15 protein-coding genes are annotated in these 18,365 nt (G+C 71.5%); 12 read left to right on the forward strand and 3 right to left on the reverse strand.

Annotated elements, in window-relative coordinates; genetic code table 11:
* Nucleotides 1–51: 51 nt before the first annotated feature.
* From ACZ6ZR_RS07070 to ACZ6ZR_RS07080, 3 genes are all read left to right on the forward strand, one after another.
* Nucleotides 52–846, forward strand: coding sequence for a TIGR03084 family metal-binding protein (locus ACZ6ZR_RS07070; RefSeq protein WP_465640204.1), 795 nt, complete (start codon nucleotides 52–54; stop codon nucleotides 844–846).
* Nucleotides 847–930: 84 nt separating this feature from the next.
* On the forward strand, nucleotides 931–1,383 hold the full coding sequence (locus ACZ6ZR_RS07075; protein ID WP_465640206.1) for a hypothetical protein: 453 nt from the start codon (nucleotides 931–933) through the stop codon (nucleotides 1,381–1,383).
* A 150-nt stretch (nucleotides 1,384–1,533) separates the two neighbouring features.
* Nucleotides 1,534–1,950, forward strand: coding sequence for a subtilase-type protease inhibitor (locus ACZ6ZR_RS07080; protein ID WP_465640207.1), 417 nt, complete (start codon nucleotides 1,534–1,536; stop codon nucleotides 1,948–1,950).
* A gap of 43 nt (nucleotides 1,951–1,993) precedes the next feature.
* On the opposite strand, the gene ACZ6ZR_RS07085 is transcribed toward ACZ6ZR_RS07080, so the two are convergent.
* Nucleotides 1,994–2,494 (reverse strand): anthrone oxygenase family protein, encoded by a 501-nt coding sequence (locus ACZ6ZR_RS07085; protein ID WP_465640209.1) that lies wholly within the window; start codon nucleotides 2,492–2,494, stop codon nucleotides 1,994–1,996.
* A 124-nt stretch (nucleotides 2,495–2,618) separates the two neighbouring features.
* Here ACZ6ZR_RS07085 and ACZ6ZR_RS07090 point away from each other — a divergent pair, with 124 nt between their 5' ends.
* The 9 genes from ACZ6ZR_RS07090 to ACZ6ZR_RS07130 all read left to right on the forward strand — a co-directional run bounded on the left by ACZ6ZR_RS07090 (nucleotide 2,619) and on the right by ACZ6ZR_RS07130 (nucleotide 17,082).
* Nucleotides 2,619–3,548, forward strand: coding sequence for an AraC family transcriptional regulator (locus tag ACZ6ZR_RS07090; protein WP_465640211.1), 930 nt, complete (start codon nucleotides 2,619–2,621; stop codon nucleotides 3,546–3,548).
* A gap of 95 nt (nucleotides 3,549–3,643) precedes the next feature.
* Nucleotides 3,644–4,351 carry a hypothetical protein gene (locus ACZ6ZR_RS07095; protein ID WP_465640213.1) on the forward strand — a complete coding sequence of 236 codons (708 nt, stop codon included), beginning with the start codon at nucleotides 3,644–3,646 and terminating at the stop codon, nucleotides 4,349–4,351.
* A 1-nt stretch (nucleotide 4,352) separates the two neighbouring features.
* Nucleotides 4,353–5,996 (forward strand): DNA polymerase Y family protein, encoded by a 1,644-nt coding sequence (locus tag ACZ6ZR_RS07100; RefSeq protein WP_465640214.1) that lies wholly within the window; start codon nucleotides 4,353–4,355, stop codon nucleotides 5,994–5,996.
* A 63-nt stretch (nucleotides 5,997–6,059) separates the two neighbouring features.
* Nucleotides 6,060–9,326: an error-prone DNA polymerase gene (locus tag ACZ6ZR_RS07105; protein ID WP_465640216.1), complete on the forward strand. Its 3,267-nt coding sequence runs from the start codon at nucleotides 6,060–6,062 to the stop codon at nucleotides 9,324–9,326.
* A gap of 335 nt (nucleotides 9,327–9,661) precedes the next feature.
* Nucleotides 9,662–11,206, forward strand: coding sequence for an arabinofuranosidase catalytic domain-containing protein (locus tag ACZ6ZR_RS07110; protein WP_465640218.1), 1,545 nt, complete (start codon nucleotides 9,662–9,664; stop codon nucleotides 11,204–11,206).
* A gap of 154 nt (nucleotides 11,207–11,360) precedes the next feature.
* A complete protein-coding gene (locus ACZ6ZR_RS07115; RefSeq protein WP_465640220.1) occupies nucleotides 11,361–13,088 on the forward strand; it encodes an RICIN domain-containing protein in 1,728 nt (575 codons plus the stop codon).
* 179 nt (nucleotides 13,089–13,267) lie between these two features.
* Nucleotides 13,268–15,061 carry an LPXTG cell wall anchor domain-containing protein gene (locus tag ACZ6ZR_RS07120; RefSeq protein WP_465640222.1) on the forward strand — a complete coding sequence of 598 codons (1,794 nt, stop codon included), beginning with the start codon at nucleotides 13,268–13,270 and terminating at the stop codon, nucleotides 15,059–15,061.
* Nucleotides 15,062–15,378: 317 nt separating this feature from the next.
* A complete protein-coding gene (locus ACZ6ZR_RS07125; protein ID WP_465640224.1) occupies nucleotides 15,379–16,830 on the forward strand; it encodes a non-reducing end alpha-L-arabinofuranosidase family hydrolase in 1,452 nt (483 codons plus the stop codon).
* Nucleotides 16,831–16,899: 69 nt separating this feature from the next.
* Nucleotides 16,900–17,082 (forward strand): hypothetical protein, encoded by a 183-nt coding sequence (locus tag ACZ6ZR_RS07130; protein WP_465640226.1) that lies wholly within the window; start codon nucleotides 16,900–16,902, stop codon nucleotides 17,080–17,082.
* A gap of 25 nt (nucleotides 17,083–17,107) precedes the next feature.
* Here the strand turns inward: ACZ6ZR_RS07130 and ACZ6ZR_RS07135 are convergent, their stop codons facing one another.
* Both ACZ6ZR_RS07135 and ACZ6ZR_RS07140 read right to left on the reverse strand, forming a co-directional pair.
* The gene (locus ACZ6ZR_RS07135; protein WP_465640228.1) at nucleotides 17,108–17,782 is read right to left on the reverse strand and encodes a hypothetical protein; all 675 of its coding nucleotides are present in this window, start codon (nucleotides 17,780–17,782) and stop codon (nucleotides 17,108–17,110) included.
* Between the two features lie 119 nt (nucleotides 17,783–17,901).
* Nucleotides 17,902–18,279, reverse strand: coding sequence for a hypothetical protein (locus tag ACZ6ZR_RS07140; RefSeq protein ID WP_465640230.1), 378 nt, complete (start codon nucleotides 18,277–18,279; stop codon nucleotides 17,902–17,904).
* Nucleotides 18,280–18,365 lie beyond the last annotated feature (86 nt).

Below are 18,365 nucleotides of genomic sequence, written 5' to 3' on the forward strand. Positions count from 1 at the left end.
TGGCCCACCCGCGCCGCCGCTTCCGCCCGCCGTTGAACCGAGGAGCCCTCCGTGGCCGATGCCACCGCCCTGTTGGACGACCTGCGCGACGAGACCGAGTCGCTGGACGCCCTCGTCGCCCCGCTGGACGCCGCCGGGTTCGCGACCCCGACCCCCGCCGAGGGCTGGACCGTCGCGCACCAGATCTCCCACCTCGCCTGGACCGACCGGTGGTCGCTGCTGGCCTGCCGGGAGGGCGAGGAGTTCCAGGCCCGTTTCACCGACCTGCTGGCCACCGGTGACGACCCGGTGGAGGCCGGGGCCGCCGAGGGCGTCGGCGAGGCGCCCGCCGAACTGCTGTCCCGCTGGCGGGCCGGACGCGCCGACCTGGCCGAAGCCCTGGCGGAGGCCGCCGCCTCGGGGCGCCGACTCCCGTGGTTCGGACCGCCGATGAAGGCCCCCACGATGGCGACCGCCCGGCTGATGGAGACCTGGGCGCACGGCCAGGACGTGGCCGACGCGCTGGGCGTGGTCCGGGAGCCGACCGCCCGGCTGCGGCACGTGGCCCACCTCGGGGTGCGGACCATGGGGTTCGCGTTCGTCCTGCACGGCCTGCCGGCCCCGGAGGCGCCGGTCCGGGTGGAGCTGACCGCGCCGTCCGGCGAGCCGTGGACCTGGGGCCCGGACGGGGCCGCCGACTCGGTGCGCGGGCCCGCGCTGGACTTCTGTCTGCTGGTCACCCAGCGGCGCCACCCCGACGAGCTGGCCCTGCGGGTGGCGGGGCCGGTGGCCGAGGCCTGGCTGCCGATCGCCCAGGCCTTCGCCGGGAGCCCGGGGGCCGGTCGGCCCGCACCGGGCCGGGACTGACCGGGGCCGGCCTGACCTGACCCACCGTCAATTCACCCTGGCGAGCGATTTCATGTTTTACCAATTCATGGTGAAGTCTTTGCCATGAGGAAATACTTCGCACTCGCCGCCGCCACCGCCCTCCTCCTCCCGATCGCCGCCGCCACCCCGCCCGCCACGGCGGCGTCCGCGCCCCGGACGCCGCTCGGCGAGGTGGATTCGTTCTTCGCCGAGTACCGCCTCGCCGCCCTCGGCGAGATCGAGGAGTACCCGGCGGAGATCCGGGCCAAGGCGCTCCCGCCGCCGTTGAACGCGGAGTTGAGCGCCTGGTCCGCCACCCACGGCGGGGCCGACCCGGTCTTCCGGGAGCGGAACATCCCGCGCAGCTGGTCCCTGGACGAGCGCCCGTCGACGGCCGGCCCGCCGGGCGCCCGCACCGTCACGGTCACCGAGACCTGGTACGAAGGCGGCTCCCGCCGGGTCGTCTTCACCGTCCGCCTGCCCGACCTGCGGATCACCGCCATCACCGACCCGCCCACGCCCCCGCCCGGTACCTGACGTCCCGTCATCCAGCCCGGGGCCCGGAACCCGGAATCCGGAGCCCGGAATCCGGAGCCCTCCACCACGGTCGCCCGATCGAGTCCGGCCTCACCCCTGCGGGGGACAGTGGTTTGGCGCGTCCGGGCAGCCGTGGCCAGGCTGGTCGCCATGACCCTTCGCCGCCTGCTCCCCATCGCCCTCGCCCTGGCCGCCGCCTGCTGCTCCGCACCGGCCGTCGTCCCGGCCGAAGCCCGGCCGCTCGCCCCGCAACCTGCCAACTCCACCCTGGTCCTGACGGTCAGTGAGGGCGAGACCGTCTCCCCCACCCCCGACGACCGCACCACGCTGGACTGCTCGGCCCACCCCAGCGGCACCCACCCCGCCCCCGACGCCGCCTGCACGGCACTGACCGCGGCGGGCGGCGATCCGGACCGGCTGCGCGGGGCCGCCGGCACGCTCTGCACCGCGCTCTACTCCCCCGTCGCCGCCACCGCCGAAGGCGTCTGGGAGGGGTCTCCGGTCAAGTGGTCGCGGACCTTCGGCAACCGCTGCCAGCTGCACGCCGCAACCTCCCCCGTCTTCTGATCCCCCTCCTCTCCTCCCCTCCTCTCCCACTCGGCCCTCCCGCTCAGCCCGCGCTGCGGCCGCCCAGCACCAGCGCCGTCACCAGGCAGCCGAACCCGGCCGTGCCCGCCACCGTCCGCACGGTGTTCCACTTCACCCACGCCGTCTCGAACTGCTCCCGCACCGCACCCAGGTCCGGGACGTGGTCGAGCGAACCGGCCGCCGCCAGCTGGTCGTTGAGCGGCACGTTGGCCACGCCCGTGACCACCACCAGCACCGTGTACAGCACCGCCGCCGCCACCAGCCAGGGCAGCTGGCCCCGGTGGCCGGCCCCCAGGTGCAGCGCCACCGCCGCCAGCGCCAACACCAACGCCCCCATGAAGACCGTCAGGAACCACCCGTTCAGGATGGCCACGTTGATCCGTTGCATGGTCTCCACGAAGGTCCGGTCGTCCGCCTTCGCCAGCCCGGGCATCACCGAGCAGGTGTAGGCGAAGAACAGCCCCGCGCTGAGCCCCATCGTCACCGTCGCCGCCAGCAGCACCGCTGTCCTGAACCAAGCCATCGCGCTCTCCCCCGTACTTCCCGCTCCGTCGTTGCCTTCTGACCACCAGTCAACCGCCCACCACCCCGGCCGGACCATGGCCGCCCGGCTCTCCCGCATACGCGCGCGTCTACACTCGGCGCCCATGGACGCACTCGCCGGTCTGCTCTCCGGGCCCCGGGCCCGGGGCGCCTTCCTCCTCCGCTCCGTGCTCACCCCGCCCTGGTCGATCCGGATCCAGGACCGGGCCCCGCTCGCCCTGCTGATCCCCATCACCGGCACCGCCTGGGTGGTCCCCGACCCCGGGCACGGCACCCCCGTCCTCGTCGCACCCGGCGACGTAGCGGTGACGCGCGGCCCCACCCCGTACACCGTCGCCGACTCCCCCGACACCCCGCCCACCGTGCTGGTCCATCCCGACCAGACCTCCACCACCCTCGACGGCAGGCCGCTCTGCGACGAGCTCGACCAGGGCGTCCGCACCTGGGGCGAGACCCCGGACGGTCCCACCGTCCTGGTCTGCGGGACGTACCAGCTGCGCGGCGAGGTCAGCCGCAGCCTGCTCGACACCCTCCCGCCGCTGCTCTCCCTCCCCCTCGACTCACCCCTGACCACCCTGCTCGGCGAGGAGATCGGTCTCGACCGCCCCGGCCAGGACGCCGTCCTGGACCGACTGCTGGACCTGCTCCTGATCACCACCCTGCGCACCTGGTTCGACCGCCCCGACTCCGACGCCCCGCCCTGGTACCGCGCCCACACCGACCCCGTGGTCGGCCAGGCCCTCCGCCTGCTCCACTCCGACCTGGCCCGCCCCTGGACGGTCGCCGAACTGGCCACCACCGTCGGCGTCTCCCGCGCCGCCCTCGCCCGCCGCTTCACCGACCTGGTCGGCGAACCCCCGATGGCCTACCTCACCACCCGCCGCCTCGCCCTGGCCGCCGACCTCCTCCACGACCCCGCCGCCACCCTCACCGCCGTCGCCCACCAGGTCGGCTACTCCACCCCCTTCGCCCTCAGCACCGCCTTCAAGCGCGTCCACGGGATCAGCCCCACCGAACACCGAGCGGCCTCGTGACCTGCAGTGATAGCGCAGTATCGAACGAGTGACCGATTCTGGGAAAGTCGAACCCCGGCTTCCCCTTTTCGTTCGCTTGTTCGACAGTGGGTGGCATGGAGGCATCCCTGGCCGCTCTGGCACCCCGGCTCCAGCTCTCCCGTCCGGGGCAGCTGGTCCCGGTGCTGCCCGCGCTGGAGGGGCTCCTGCCGGAGCGCGGGCTGCGGCCGGGCGCGGTGGTGTCGGTGACCGGCGGCGGCACCGCGCTGCTGCTCGCGCTGGCGGCCGCCGCGTCGACCGGCGGCACCTGGTGCGCGGCGGTCGGCATCGAGGGCCTCGGCCTGCTCGCGGCGGCCGAGCTCGGCGTCGACCTGTCGCGCCTGGTGGTGGTCGAGGAGGCCGGCGACCAGTGGGCCCGGGTCGCAACGGCGCTGGCCGACGGCGTCGGGGTGCTGCTGCTGCGCCCGTCCGGCCGGGTCACGGCCCGGGTGGCGGAGCAGCTGACCACGGTGGCCAGGCGCGGCGGGTGCGCACTGGTGGTGTCCGGGGAGTGGCCGGGCGCCCGGGTCCGGCTGCGGGTGGCCGCCCGCTCCTGGGAGGGCGTCGGCCAGGGCCGCGGCCGTCTGCGGGCCCGTCGCCTGGTGGTGGAGGCCGGTGGCCGCGGGGCCGCGGCACGTGAACAGCGGCACGAACTCTGGCTGCCGGACCGGGAAGGCTCGGTCCGTACCGTCCACCCCGACGGCTCCGGCACCACGCACCACGGCGGCTCCGCCCACCACGGCGTGGCCGGCCCGCCGCCGCACGGCCCGCTGGCGGTGGTCTGAGATGGACCGGACCGCCGACGAGGCCGTTCCCCCTCGGGTGCTGGCCGTCTGGGTGCCGGACTGGCCGGTCGTCGCCGTCCTCGGCGCGGAGCCGGGGCCGGACCGGCTGGTCGTCGTGACCGAGGGCGGCCGGGTGCTGGCCGCCTCCGCCGCCGCCCGGCGCGGCGGGGTGAGGCAGGGTCAGAAGGTGCGCTCGGCCCGGTCGTTGGTGGCCGGCCTGGTGGTGCACGAGCGCCGGGCCGACGCGGAGGCCGGGCTGTTCGAGCCGGTGGCGGACGCGGTGGGGGTGCTGGCCGCCCGGCTGGAGGTGGTGCGCCCCGGGCTGCTGGCGCTGCCGGCCACCGGTGCGGCCCGGTACCACGGCGGTGAGGAGGCGCTGGCGGAGAAGGTGGTCGACGCGGTCGAGGCGGTCGGCCACGAGTGCCGGATCGGGATCGCCGACGGCCTGTTCGCGGCGCAGCTGGCGGCCCGGGCCGGGCGGGTGGTACCGCCCGGGGAGAGCGCCCGGTTCCTCGCGGGCATCCCGGTCTCGGAGTTGGCGGAGGCTTGGACCGACCGGCAATTGGGGGGTGGAGGAAGGAGCGGCAGCGAGGTGCGTGCCCCGGCGTCGCGACGCCGCCCTCCAATTGCCGGCCGGTCCAACCTGACCGATCTGCTGGGGCGGCTCGGCATCCTGACCATCGGTCAGTTCGCGGCCCTGCCGGCCGGTGGTGTCGCGGACCGCTTCGGCCGCAGCGGCCTGGCCGCGCACCGGCTGGCCCGGGGCCTGGAGGCCCGGCCGGTGGTGGCCCGCCCGCCCGGGGTGGAGTTGACGGTGGAGCAGCGCTTCGAGCAGCCGTTCACGCTGGTGGAGCCGTTGGTGTTCGCGGCCCGGACGCTGGCCGAGCGGCTGCACGCCGGGCTGGCCGGAGCGGGTCTGGCCTGCGGGCGGGTCGAGATCGAGGTCGAGTGCGCCGACGGGACGGGCGCGTCCCGGGCCTGGCGGCACGAGGGCCTGCTGTCCGTTGGCGCGGTGGCCGAGCGGGTCCGGTGGCAGTTGCTGGCGTGGCAGCAGCGGCAGTTGTTCGCCGAGGCGTCCGGTGGGGTGGTGGCGCTGCGGCTGGTCCCGGACGGTCTGGTGCGTGATCCGGGACGTCAGCTGTCCTTGGCCGACGGGGATCAGGAGGCCACCGAGCGGGTCGAGCGGGCGGTGGCCCGGGTGCAGGCCATCCTCGGCCACGCCGCGCCGGTCACCGTCGAGCTGAGCGGCGGCCGGGCCCCCGCCGACCGGGTGGTCCGCACCCCCTGGGGCGATGCCCACCAGGAGCGCCGCGCGGACGGGCCCTGGCCGGGCCGGCTGCCCGCGCCGTCCCCGACCGAGGTGCCGCCCGCCCCGGTGCCGGTGCGGCTGCTGGACGCCGAGGGCCGGGAGGTCGAGGTCACCGCCCGAGCGGAGGCCCGCAGTGCCCCGGCCCGTCTGGTGCTGCGCACCGGCGCGGTGGAGGTGACCGGCTGGGCCGGACCGTGGCCGGAGCAGGAGCGCTGGTGGACGCCGGACGAGGCCCGGCGCACCGCCCGGCTGCAGGTCACCCTCGCCGACGGGCGGGCCTTACTGCTCGCCGTCACCGGCGGCCGCTGGCGCCTCGAAGGCGACTACGACGCCTGACCACCGATCAACTCCACTCCACTCCACTCCTCTCCAATCCTCCCGCACGACCGGACACAGCTCATGGGCTTCACCAACCACCCGAAGACTCCCTGGCGCGACCTGGAACGCGCCATGGCCGGCCCCCGGCCGGACGACGACCGCACGGTCATCCCCTTCCCCGGCACGTCACCCCGCCCCGAACCCGCACCGCCACCCCGGCCGAGCGACCGCTCCGGTCCGGGCTGGGCCGAGCTGCACGTCCACACCACCTACAGCTTCCTCGACGGCGCCAGCGATCCGGCCGACCTGGTCGACGAGGCGGCGAGGTTGGGCATCGGAGCACTCGCGGTCACCGACCACGACGGTCTCTACGCCGCACCGGCCTTCGCCGTCGAGGCCCGCCGCACCGGCCTCGCCACCGTCTTCGGGGCGGAGCTGACCCTGGACGCCGCCCTGCCCCCGACCGGCGTCGCCGACCAGGACGGCGAGCACCTGCTGGTACTGGCCCGGGGCGTCGAGGGCTACCGGCGCCTGGCCAAGGTGATCGGCGACGCCCACCTGGCCGGTGGCGCCAAACGCCGCCCCCGCTACGACCGAGCGCGGCTCGCCGAGGCGCACGAGGGCCACTGGGCGGTGCTGACCGGCTGCCGCAAGGGCGCCGTCCGCCGCGCCCTGGAGACCGAGGGGGCGGGCGGCGCCGAGCGCGAACTCCGGCTGCTCGCCGAGCGGTTCGGGCCGGAGAACGTCTTCGTCGAGCTGACCGACCACCACCTGCCCGGCGACGACGAGCGCAACGACGCGCTGGCCACGCTCGCCGCCCGGACCGGCCTGGCCCTGGTGGCCACCACCGCCGCCCACCACGCCTCCCCCGCCCAGGGCCGGCTCGCCCAGGCCTTGGCCGCCCTGCGCCAAGGACGCTCGCTGACCGAAGCCGAGGCGTACCTGGCGGTAGCCGGCACCGCCCACCTGCGCTCACCGGCCGAGATGGCCCGCCGCCTGGCCCCCTGGCCCGGTGTCCAGCGGGCCACCGTGGACCTCGCCCACGAACTCGCCTTCGACTTCAAGGACCTCAAGCCGCAGATGCCCGGCTTCCCCGTCCCGGACGGCCACACCGAGAGCAGCTGGCTGCGCCACCTCACCCTCGAGGCCGCCGCCGACCGCTTCGACCCCGGCAACGCCAAGGCCCACCAGCAGGTCGCCCACGAGCTGGACGTGATCGGGAAGTTGGAGCTGGCCGGGTACTTCCTGATCGTCCACGACATCGTGGCCTTCGCCCACCGCGCCGACATCTGGTGCCAGGGCCGCGGCTCGGCCGCCAACTCCGCCGTCTGCTACGCCCTCGGGATCACCTCGGTCGACCCGATCCACTACGGCCTGCTGTTCGAACGCTTCCTCTCCCCCGAGCGGGACGGCCCGCCCGACATCGACCTGGACATCGAGCACCGCCGCCGCGAGGAGGTCATCCAGTACGTCTACGACACCTACGGCCGCGACCACGCCGCCCAGGTCGCCAACGTGATCAGCTACCAGCCCCGCCTGGCCGTCCGCGACGCCGCCCGCGCCCTCGGTTACGCCACCGGCGACCTCGACCGCTTCGCCGGTGCCACCGGCTGGTACGAGATGCCGCCGGCCGACGCCGGAGTACCGGACGACGTGCGGGAGTTGGCGGCCGGTCTGCGCGGCCTGCCGCGCCACCTCGGCATCCACTCCGGCGGCATGGTGCTCACCCATGCCCCGATCTCCGAGACCTGCCCCACCGAGTGGGCCACCATGCCCGGCCGCTCGGTGCTCCAGTGGGACAAGGACGGCTGCGCGGAGGCCGGGCTGGTCAAGATCGACCTTCTGGGCCTCGGCATGCTCTCCGCCCTGCACGACGCCTGCGACCTGATCGAACGTCACCACGGCCTCCACTACGACCTGGCCACCATCCCGCCCGACGACAAGGCCGTCTACGCGATGCTCGCCCGGGCGGACACCGTCGGCGTCTTCCAGGTCGAGTCCCGCGCCCAGGCCGGGGCGCTGCCCCGGATGCGGCCCCGCAAGTTCTACGACCTCGTCGTCCAGGTCGCCCTGATCCGGCCCGGTCCGATCCAGGGCGGCTCCGTCCACCCATACATCCGCCGCCGCAACGGCCACGAGCCGGCCACCATCCCCCACCCGTCGATGAAGAAGGCACTCACCAAGACCCTCGGCGTGCCGCTCTTCCAGGAGCAGATGATGCAACTGGCCATCGACTGCGCCGGGTTCACCCCCACCGAGGCCGACCGGCTCCGCCAGGCGATGGGCTCCAAACGCTCCCACCAACGGGTCGCCGAGCTGCGCGAGCGCCTGCTCACCGGGATGAAACAGCGCGGAATCCCACGCGAGGTCGCCGAGGACGTCTACACCAAGATCGACGCCTTCTCCGGCTACGGCTTCCCCGAGTCCCACGCCGCGTCCTTCGCCCTGCTCGTCTACGCCAGCGCCTGGCTCAAGCTCAAGTACCCCGAGGCCTTCACCTGCGCCCTGCTGGCCAACCAGCCGATGGGCTTCTACTCACCCCTGAGCCTGATCGCCGACGCCCGCCGCCACGGCGTCACCGTGCTGCCCACCGACGTCAACCACTCCCAGCCCGGCCCCACCCTGGAGACCGTCCCCGATGCCGAACGCCCCGCGATCCGACTCGGCCTGGCCACCGTCCGGGGCCTCGGCGAGGAGCACGCCGCCGCCGTCACCGCCGGGCAGCCGTACACCGATCTGGAGGACTTCGCCCGCCGCACCGCCCTGCCCGCCCCCGCCCTCGAAGCCCTCGCCACCGCCGGCGCCTTCGCAAGCCTGGGGGTGACCCGCCGTCAGGCCCTCTGGTCCGCCGGGCTGCTGGCCCGTACCACCGAGGGCATGCTCCCGGGCGCCGCCCCCGCCCTCACCGCCCCGGCCGCCGTCCCGGAGATGACCGCGGTCGAGGAGACCATCGCCGACCTCTGGGCCACCGGCACCTCCGCCACCACCCACCCCGTCCAGCACGCCCGTCCCCACCTCGACCGCTGCGGCGCCCTGACCGCCACCGCCTTCAAGGACGGTGCGGTCCACGGCACTTCGGTGAGCGTCGGCGGCCTGGTCACCCACCGCCAACGCCCACCCACCGCCGGCGGCGTCCTCTTCGTCTCCCTGGAGGACGAGACCGGCCTGGTCAACGTCGTCGTCCAACCCCACGTCTGGGAGCACCAGCGCAAGACCGCCCTCGGCTGCGCCGGCCTCCTCGTCCACGGCACCGCCGAACGCCGCGACGGCGCCGTCAACCTCGTCGCCACCCGCCTCACCCCGCTCGTCCTCTCCGTCACCGGCCTCCGCAGCCGCGACTTCCGCTGACGGGGCGGACCCCATCAGCTACTGACCGGACACGCTGTACGCCACCTTCGCAGCCTTGATCAACGGTTGGCGAAAGGCTGCGGTCGGCTTGACGACCGTCGAGTCTCGGCAAGGCCGGCGTCCCGTAAGCGACATCTTCCGAAAACCTTCGCGTTACATCTTGACGCGGCTGATGTTATCGCTCACAGTCGTGGTGCGTTCAGCCGCGCCGCCAGTTAACTGCTCAACACCTATACCCCAACATATTCCCGCACGGCTCACTCTCAGAATTGTTAACGCTAACAATTGACTTCCCGGGGAGTTGCCGTCGATCCCAAGGATGGAAGGAAGACGCTATGTCGGTCTGGTTAGCGCGCGCCGCGAGGTGGCGCCGTCGATGGCGGTCGGGGGCGGCCGCCGCGGCAGCCATAGCGATTGTGGGCGGGTTGCTCACGGTGGTCACGACGCCGGCGTCGGCCGCCACGGTGGACACCACCGCCTGGTACGTACTGGTGAACCACAACAGCGGCAAGGCCCTCGACGTCTACAACTCCTCCCCCAACGACGGCGCCAACGTCGTCCAGTGGACCCGCACCAACGCCGTCAACCAGCAGTTCCAGTTCGTGGACTCCGGCGGCGGCTACTACCGGCTCAAGGCGCGGCACTCGGGCAAGATGATCGACGTGTCCGGCTGGTCGACAGCGGACGGTGCCGCCATCCACCAGTGGGTCGACCACGGCGGCGCCAACCAGCAGTTCCGGCTGGCCGACTCCGACGGCGGCTACGTCCGGCTGATCAACCGCAACAGCAACAAGGCGGTCGAGGTCCAGAACGCGGCCACCAACGACGGCGCCGGCGTCGTGCAGTACAGCGACTGGGGCGGCACCAACCAGCAGTGGCAACTCGTCAAGGTGGACGGGGGCACCGGCTCCGGCCCGTGCGACATCTACAGCGCAGGTGGTACTCCCTGCGTTGCGGCGCACAGCACGACGCGCGCCCTCTACAGCGCCTACAACGGAGACCTGTACCAGGTCCGACGCTCGGACAACGCAACCCGCAACATCGGCGTACTGACCCCTGGCGGCGTCGCCAACGCGGCGGCCCAGGACTCCTTCTGCGCGAACACCACGTGCGTCATCACGGTGCTGTTCGACCAGTCCGGTCATGGCAACGACCTGTGGTACCAGGGTTCCAGCGTGGTACCGGGCTCACCCCAGACCCGCCCGGCCGTAGCGACCACCGAATCGCTGACGGTCGGCGGCAGCAAGGCCTACTCGCTGCACATCAACCCCGGGACCACCTACTGGCGCGACGGACACCTGACGGGTATCCCGACGGGCAGCGCACCCGAGGGCATGTACATGGTCACCAGCGGTACGCATGTCAACAGCGGCTGCTGCTTCGACTACGGCAACAGCGAAACCACCCGCAAGGCCGACGGGCCGGGTGCCATGGACGCCATCTACTTCGGGACGAGCTGCTGGTTCGACGGCTGCTCCGGCACCGGACCCTGGGTGCAGGCCGACCTCGAATGGGGCCTGTTCCCAGGTGGCAGCAGCAAGTGGAACCCGAACCAGCAGGCGTTCACCAGCAAGTTCGTCACGGCGACACTCAAGAACAACGGGACGTCGCGATTCGCGATCAAGGGCAGCAACGCCCAGGCCGGAAGCCTGAACACCCTATGGGACGGCGCGCTTCCCAACGAGCCCAACGTGTACAGCCCGATGAAGAAGCAGGGCGCCATCGTCCTGGGCAGTGGCGGCGACTGCTGCTCACCCGAGGTAGGCAACATCAACGACAGCGCGGGCACGTTCTACGAGGGTGCCATGGTCGCGGGCTACCCGTCGGACGCGACCGAGAATGCGGTCCAGGCGAACATCGCCGCCGCCGGCTACCGATGAGCCGGACCCTGCCCAGGTTGAACCACGCGGACAAGGGACTCAGACAGTGATATTCACACTTCAGCGGTGGTCGAAGCGCGTCCTCGCCTTGACGGTGAGCCTTCTATGTATGACGGCGTTTCTTCCGACCGCGGCCCGGGCAGACAACCCGATCGTGCAACACATTTACACCGCCGACCCGGCACCGCTGGTCTACAACGGCCGGGTCTACCTGTACACCGGACACGATGAGGACAACTCGACGACTTTCAGGATGCGCGATTGGCGGGTGTGGTCCTCGTCGGACATGGTGAACTGGACCGACCACGGCTCGCCGATGAGCCTGGCGACCTTCAGCTGGGCCGGCTCGGACGCCTGGGCGGGACAGACCGTCTACCGCAGCGGCAAGTTCTACTGGTACGTGCCGGTGCGAATGGCCAACGGCTCGCAGGCCATCGGAGTCGGGGTCTCGGACAGCCCCACCGGGCCGTTCCGTGACGCGATCGGCGGTCCACTGATCCAGAACTCCGAAATCGATCCGACCGTCTTCATCGACGACGACGGGCAGGCCTACCTGTACTACGGAAACCCGAGGCTGTGGTACGTGCGGCTCAACGCCGACATGATCTCGTACTCCGGCAGCCCGACGCAGATACCGCTGACCACGGCGGGGTTCGGCACCCGCACGGGAGATGCGAACCGGCCCACCCTGTACGAGGAAGGCCCCTGGTTCTACAAGCGAAACGCCCTGTACTACATGGTGTTCGCGGCGAAGTGCTGCTCCGAGTTCATCGCCTACTCCACCTCGCCCGGCCCGACCGGACCGTGGACGTACCGCGGCACCATCATGCCCTCGCAGGGCACCAGCTTCACCAACCACGTCGGCATCGTCGACTTCAACGGCGGCTCGTACTTCTTCTACCACAACGGCGCTCTGCCGGGTGGTGGTGGCTTCACCCGGTCGGTCGCGGTGGAGAAGTTCAGCTACAACGCCGACGGCACCATCCCGACGATCAACATGACGACGGCCGGGGTGCCGCAGGCCGGCACGCTCAATCCTTATGTCCGCCAGGAAGCCGAGACCATCGCCTGGGGCAGCGGCATCGAGACCGAACCCTCTAGCGAGGGCGGAATGAACATCGGCTGGATCGACAACGGCGACTACACCAAGGTCAAGGGCGTGGCATTCGGCAGCGGTGCTGCCTCGTTCACCGCCAGGGTGGCCTCGGGCGCCGGCGGCGGCCGGGTCGAGCTGCACCTGGACAGCACCACCGGGCCGACGGTCGGCACGTGCACCGTGCCGGGCACCGGTGGCTGGCAGACCTGGAGTTCGGTCTCGTGCCCCGTCACCGGCGCGACCGGGACCCACGACCTGTACCTGCGCTTCGCCGGTGGCACCGGGTCCCTGTTCAACATGAACTGGTGGCAGTTCACCTCCAACCAGAACCAGCCCGCCTTCTCGTCCACCGCCGTCGCCCAGCACAGCGGGCACTGCCTGGACGACACCGACCTGAGCACCGCCGACGGCACCCAGTACCGGCAGTACACCTGCGGCACCGGTGAGGAGCAGCGGTTCGACTTCCGCCCGGTGCAAGGGGTGGCGGACACCTACACCTTGGCGAACCGCTACAGCGGCAAGTGCCTCGACGTCAGCGCCGCCTCCACCGCCGACGGCGCGGCGGTCAACCAGTGGACCTGCCACGGCGGCACGAACCAGCAGTTCACGCTGCGGCCGGTCGCCGGGAACGACTACCAGCTCGTCGCCGTGCACAGCGGCAAGTGCGTGGACGTCAGCGGGATCTCGACCGCCGCCGGAGCCCTGGTCCACCAGTGGACGTGCGACTCCGCCAGTGCCCTGGCCACCAAGAAGAACCAGGTCTGGCGCCTGACCGGCAGGAGCTGAACCACCACAGGGTCGGGCCCGGGCCGGCAACCCGGCGCCCGACCCTGTCTACGGCGAAAAACTATTGAGACGGACGGCAACCTTTCCGCTCCGAGTGGCAACCAAGGGGTGTACCGACGAGGGCGAGCCGTGGTCAGCGGCGCTACGCCACCTGTGTCAACACCCGATCGGAGCCCCACATGTCACCAGACGACCCGCGATCCGCCGAGCAGCCGACGCCTCGGGAGCGCACGCCGCGCCGTAGCCGGATGCTCCGGCAGCTGGCCGGAGGGGCGGTGGCGGTGCTCGCCGCCTCGGCCGGTGTCGGCGCCCTGGCGCCCAGCGCGGGCGCCGCGCCGACCGTCGGTATCAGTGTGGATGCCGGCACCTCCTTGGGCGCGGTGCCCAGCAGCGGTGCCGGCCTCAATCTGGGCTTCGGCGACGAGCACATGGGGGACGCCAATGTGACCTCGCTGATGAAGGCTGCGGGAGTTCGGCAGCTGCGCTATCCCGGCGGTTCCGGCGCGGACGACTACCACTGGAAGACCCACACCGCCGGCGACGGCAAGGGCTGGATCCCCTCCAACACCGACTTCGACCACTTCATGGACATCGCGAAGAAGGTCGGCGCCCAGCCGATCCTGACCGCGAACTACGGTTCCGGCACCGTCCAGGAGGCCGCCGACTGGGTCAAGTACTCCAACGTCGACAAGGGTTACGGCGTCAAGTACTGGGAGATCGGCAACGAGGTCTACGGCAACGGGCACTACGGCGACGGCAAGGGCTGGGAGCGTGACGATCACGCCGACAAGAGCCCGAGGGAGTACGGGAAGAACCTGGTCGCCTACTCGAAGGCGATGAAGGCCGTGGACCCGACGGTGAAGATCGGAGCGGTGCTCACCACCCCCGGCGGCTGGCCGGACAAGGAGAAGGCTCCCGGTGACACCGCCGACTGGAACAACACGGTGCTCTCCATCGCGGGAAGTTCGATCGACTTCGTCATCGTCCACTGGTATCCGGGCGGCACCACCACGGCCGACCTGCTGAACACCCCCTCCCGGATCGCCGGTACCACGTCCGAGCTGCGCTCGCTGATCGCCAAGTACACGGGCTCGCGCGCCGCCTCGGTGGAGATCGCGGTCACCGAGACCGACGGCGTCGGCTCGCCCGCGCTGACCAGCCAGGCCGCGGCCCTGTTCGCGCCGGACACCTACATGACCTGGTTCGAGCAGGGTGCCACCCACGTGGACTGGTGGAACCTGCACAACGGCACGGACCAAGCACCCACCACCGTCCACGGCCAGACCGACTACCAGGACGGGGGCATTCTCTCCGCCGGAACCTGCGCCGGGGGGAAGTGCCAACCGCCGCGCGACACCACCTTCCCCACCTACTGGGGCATCCGCTCGCTGACCGCACTCGCGCAGCCCGGCGACACCATGGTCAAGTCGTCCTCGGGCGACTCGTCGGTCACTGTGCACGCAGTGCGGAACAGCAACGGCGGTCTGAACGTCATGCTGACCAACAAGAGCCCTGAGAACGCGGCGCAGGTATCGCTCTCGTACGCCGGATTCACCCCAGCCGCAGGGGCGGTCACGACCGTTTCGTATGCCAAGGAAGGCACCGCCCTGACGACGGCGGAGCGGGGCACGGCGGTCGCACAGACGCTGCCGCCGTACTCGATCACGACTCTTCAGCTGAAGCCCGCGTCGAAGACTGCCGGCGCTGACAAGCCGTCACCCGTCCCGACGCCCACCGCCGCCAGGCCGGTTGTCTCCGCCTCCGGCACGACCGGCACCCGTGCGCAGGCGGAGAAGGGCGTACCCGTCGGCCTCCCGAGCCCGAGCCCGAGCAGCACGTCCGCCGGCGGCCTGGCTTCCACCGGGATGAGCGACGCCGTCACGTACAGCGCCGTCGGTGGCCTGCTGGCCATCGCTGTCGGAACCGTCCTGGTACTTCGCGGGCGTCGCCGCAAGGCTTTGCACGGGAAGTGAGACCGCCGCGTGAGCGACTGACGGCCCGGCAGCAACGCCACCCACCCGTGGCGGACGCGCCGGGCCGTCGACCAGGGCGTGACAGTACGGCGCGGTCAGGGCTACCCACCGACAGGACGGGGATTCTGATGACGCCTCAGCAACCGACAGGTTGCGACGGGTACTTGACGGTCTCTGCCGCCGCCTCGGACGTGCCGTGCCCGGTCCGCACGCACCGACATGGACCGACCCCTGCCCAAGCCGCCCCTAGGAGGATGCAGATGAACGCTCTCGGTACAGCTCCGCGAAGCTCGGCACAGCGAGGATGGCGGCCTCGGATGGCCGCCCTGCTCTCGATGGTCTTCGTGGCCGGCTTCCTGGCCATGGTGAACCCGTCGTCCGCCTCGGCGGCTTCGGTCGACACCGGCAAGTGGTACGTGCTGGTCAACCGCAACAGCGGCAAGGCGCTGGACGACTACAACTTCGCCACCGCCGACGGTTCGCCCGTCGTCCAGTGGAACCGCAACAACAACGAAGCCCAGCAGTGGCGCTTCCTGGACTCCGGCAGCGGCTACTACCGCCTGCAGAACCGGAACTCCGGCAAGGTCCTGGACGACTACAACTGGTCCTCCGCCGACGGCACCGACATCGTCCAGTGGAGCGACCTCAACGCGACCAACCAGCAGTTCCGTCTCGCCGACTCCGCCGACGGCTACGTCCGCCTCCTGAACCGCCACAGCAGCAAGGCTGTTGAGGTCCAGAGTGCCTCCACCGCCGACGGCGGCAAGATCGTCCAGTACGCCGACTGGGGCGGCAGCAACCAGCAGTGGCAACTCGTCCCCGTCGCCAACGTCTCCACCGGCACGTGCGCTCTTCCGTCGACCAACCGCTGGACCTCGACCGGCCCGTTGGCGCAGCCGAAGTCGGGGTGGGCCTCGCTCAAGGACTTCACCAGCGTTGTCTACAACGGCAAGCACATCGTCTATGCCACGACGCACAACACCCTCGCCGGTAACGACGGGCGCTGGGGACTGACGAGCTTCAGCCCCTTCACGAACTGGTCCGACATGGCCACCGCCACCCAGAACACGATCCCCTTCGACGGCATCGCGCCGACGCTGTTCTACTTCGCCCCGAAGAACATCTGGGTGCTCGCCTACAACGGGGGTTGGCCGGATGCCTTCTCCTACCGCACCTCGAGCGACCCCACCAACCCCAACGGCTGGTCCGCGCAGCAGACGCTGTTCACGGGCACCCTCCCGAAGGGCGGCCCCCTCGACGTGACCCTCATCGGCGACGACCAGAACATGTACATGTTCTTCGCCAACGATGAGGGCGACATCTACCGGTCCAGCATGCCCATCGGCAACTTCCCGAGCAGCTTCGGCTCGTCCTCCACGAAGGTCATGAGCGACACGGCGCTCAACCTGTTCGAGGCGCCGGAGGTCTACAAGCTCCAGGGCCAGAACCAGTACCTCATGATCGTCGAGGCCCAGAACTACACCGGGTACGGCCGCTACTTCCGCTCGTTCACGGCCACCAGCCTCAACGGCACCTGGACACCGCAGGCCGACACCGTGACCAACCCCTTCGCCGGCAAGGCCAACAGCGGCGCCACCTGGACCAACGACATCAGCCACGGCGATCTGGTCCGCACCAACCCCGACCAGACCAAGACCATCGACCCCTGCAACCTGCAGTTCCTCTACCAGGGGCGCGACCCCGGCACCGACGGCGGGGACTACGGCCTCCTGCCGTACCGGCCGGGCGTGCTGACCCTGCAGCGCTAGCCGGTGGCGTGACACCGGGCCGGCTCCGGTGTTCCTGAGGTTCACGGGCAACGACGTACGCCGGACCGGGTGAGCGTCACAGTGAGCGGTCAGGAACGGGTGGAGTTGGAGCGGCGGGCTCGGTGCAAGACCGAGCCCGCCGTGCACGTGGAGAACCGCCGAGCGCCGCGACGGCGCCGTCACCTCGTCGCCACCCGCCCCATCCCGCTGGTCCTCTCCGTCACCGGCCTCCGCAGCCGCGACTTCCGCTGAAGTGAGGACCGGGCCCCGGGGTGCGTCAGTGGTCCTCGACCACGAACCCGTCCGCCCAGCGGAGCGCGTCGACGGAGTACTCGTGGACGGAGAAGCCCTCCGGGCTCTCCTCGAAGCCCGGCCGGGTGCGGAGTTCGGTGATCCTCGCCAGGGCACGCTCCCGGCTCGAGTAGAGACCCAGGATCTTGAAGGTCTCCTCCGCGTCGTCCCAGAACAGCGGCTCGCCGTCCTGCTCGGGCTCCGGGAGGGTGTCCGCGTCCGCGGGGTCGTAGATGTGACGGTGCACCAGCAGGTGGACGACCTCGCTCATCGGGCACCGCCTTCCTGAGAGTCCTGGAGGCCCGGGAGCCGGTGGAGGCCCGGGAGGCCGTGGAGGCCCGGGAGGCTCTGAGCGTCCGCCAGGTCTTCCGCGCCGGTGGTGAAGTAGCCGTCCGTCCGTCCACTGGTCGTGGTCCACGCCGAGGACGGAGATCTCGAAGCAGTCGGCGTCCTCGGCGAAGCCCGGAAGGAGCCGGGACGCGGCGAGCCGGGCCTCGGCCCCCTCCCGCGAGGAGAAGATCCCGAGCAGCCGCCACTCCTGGGCGTCGTCGTGCAGCTCGCCGTCCGGATCGCGGTGAACGACGCTGCCGTCCGGCTCCTCGGCCAGGTGCCGGGCGTGCAGGAGGCCGTACAGCACGGCCTCGTCCAGGTCGGCGTCCATGCTGTCGGCACTCCCCACTGCGCGAAGCCGAGGCGGCCCGAGATGTCCCCGGCTGCGGTGCCGCAGGACGGGAAGGGCTGCGGGGGCCGGGATCCGACCGCGCAGCAGCCGTGATCATCCTAGCCAGTGGTGCGGGCGGCCGGCCGCAGGGCCACCGACTGGTCGCCACCGCCGGTGCGCTCACTGAGCGCAGGCGGACCAGTCCGCCGCCCGCGGAACGCCTGTGCGTCGTCGTCCCAGGTGAGGACCGGATCCCCCGTGTCCCAGGGCGTGTTGTAGGTCGTGGTGAGGCTCGGCCGGATCGCCGCGCGGTCGTCCGTCAGGTCGTCAGGACCGGAGCCGACCGGGATCGCCAGGTCGATGTACCGCCATTCCACGTCCTCCTGATGGATGTTGGAGACGATCACGTACACCGTCCCCACGGACGGCCTTCCCTCGGAGGACGCCTGGAGCGACGTCGGGTCGGTGAGGATCTCGTAGTGCAACAGAGACGGCACGGCGGGGTCTCCCTACCTGGGCGGCGCGCACACGGCGCGGATGCCAACGGTGCGGATGCCAACGGTCCCTTCGACAGTGGGCACGC

It is taken from the genome of Kitasatospora sp. NPDC088742 (assembly GCF_055584905.1).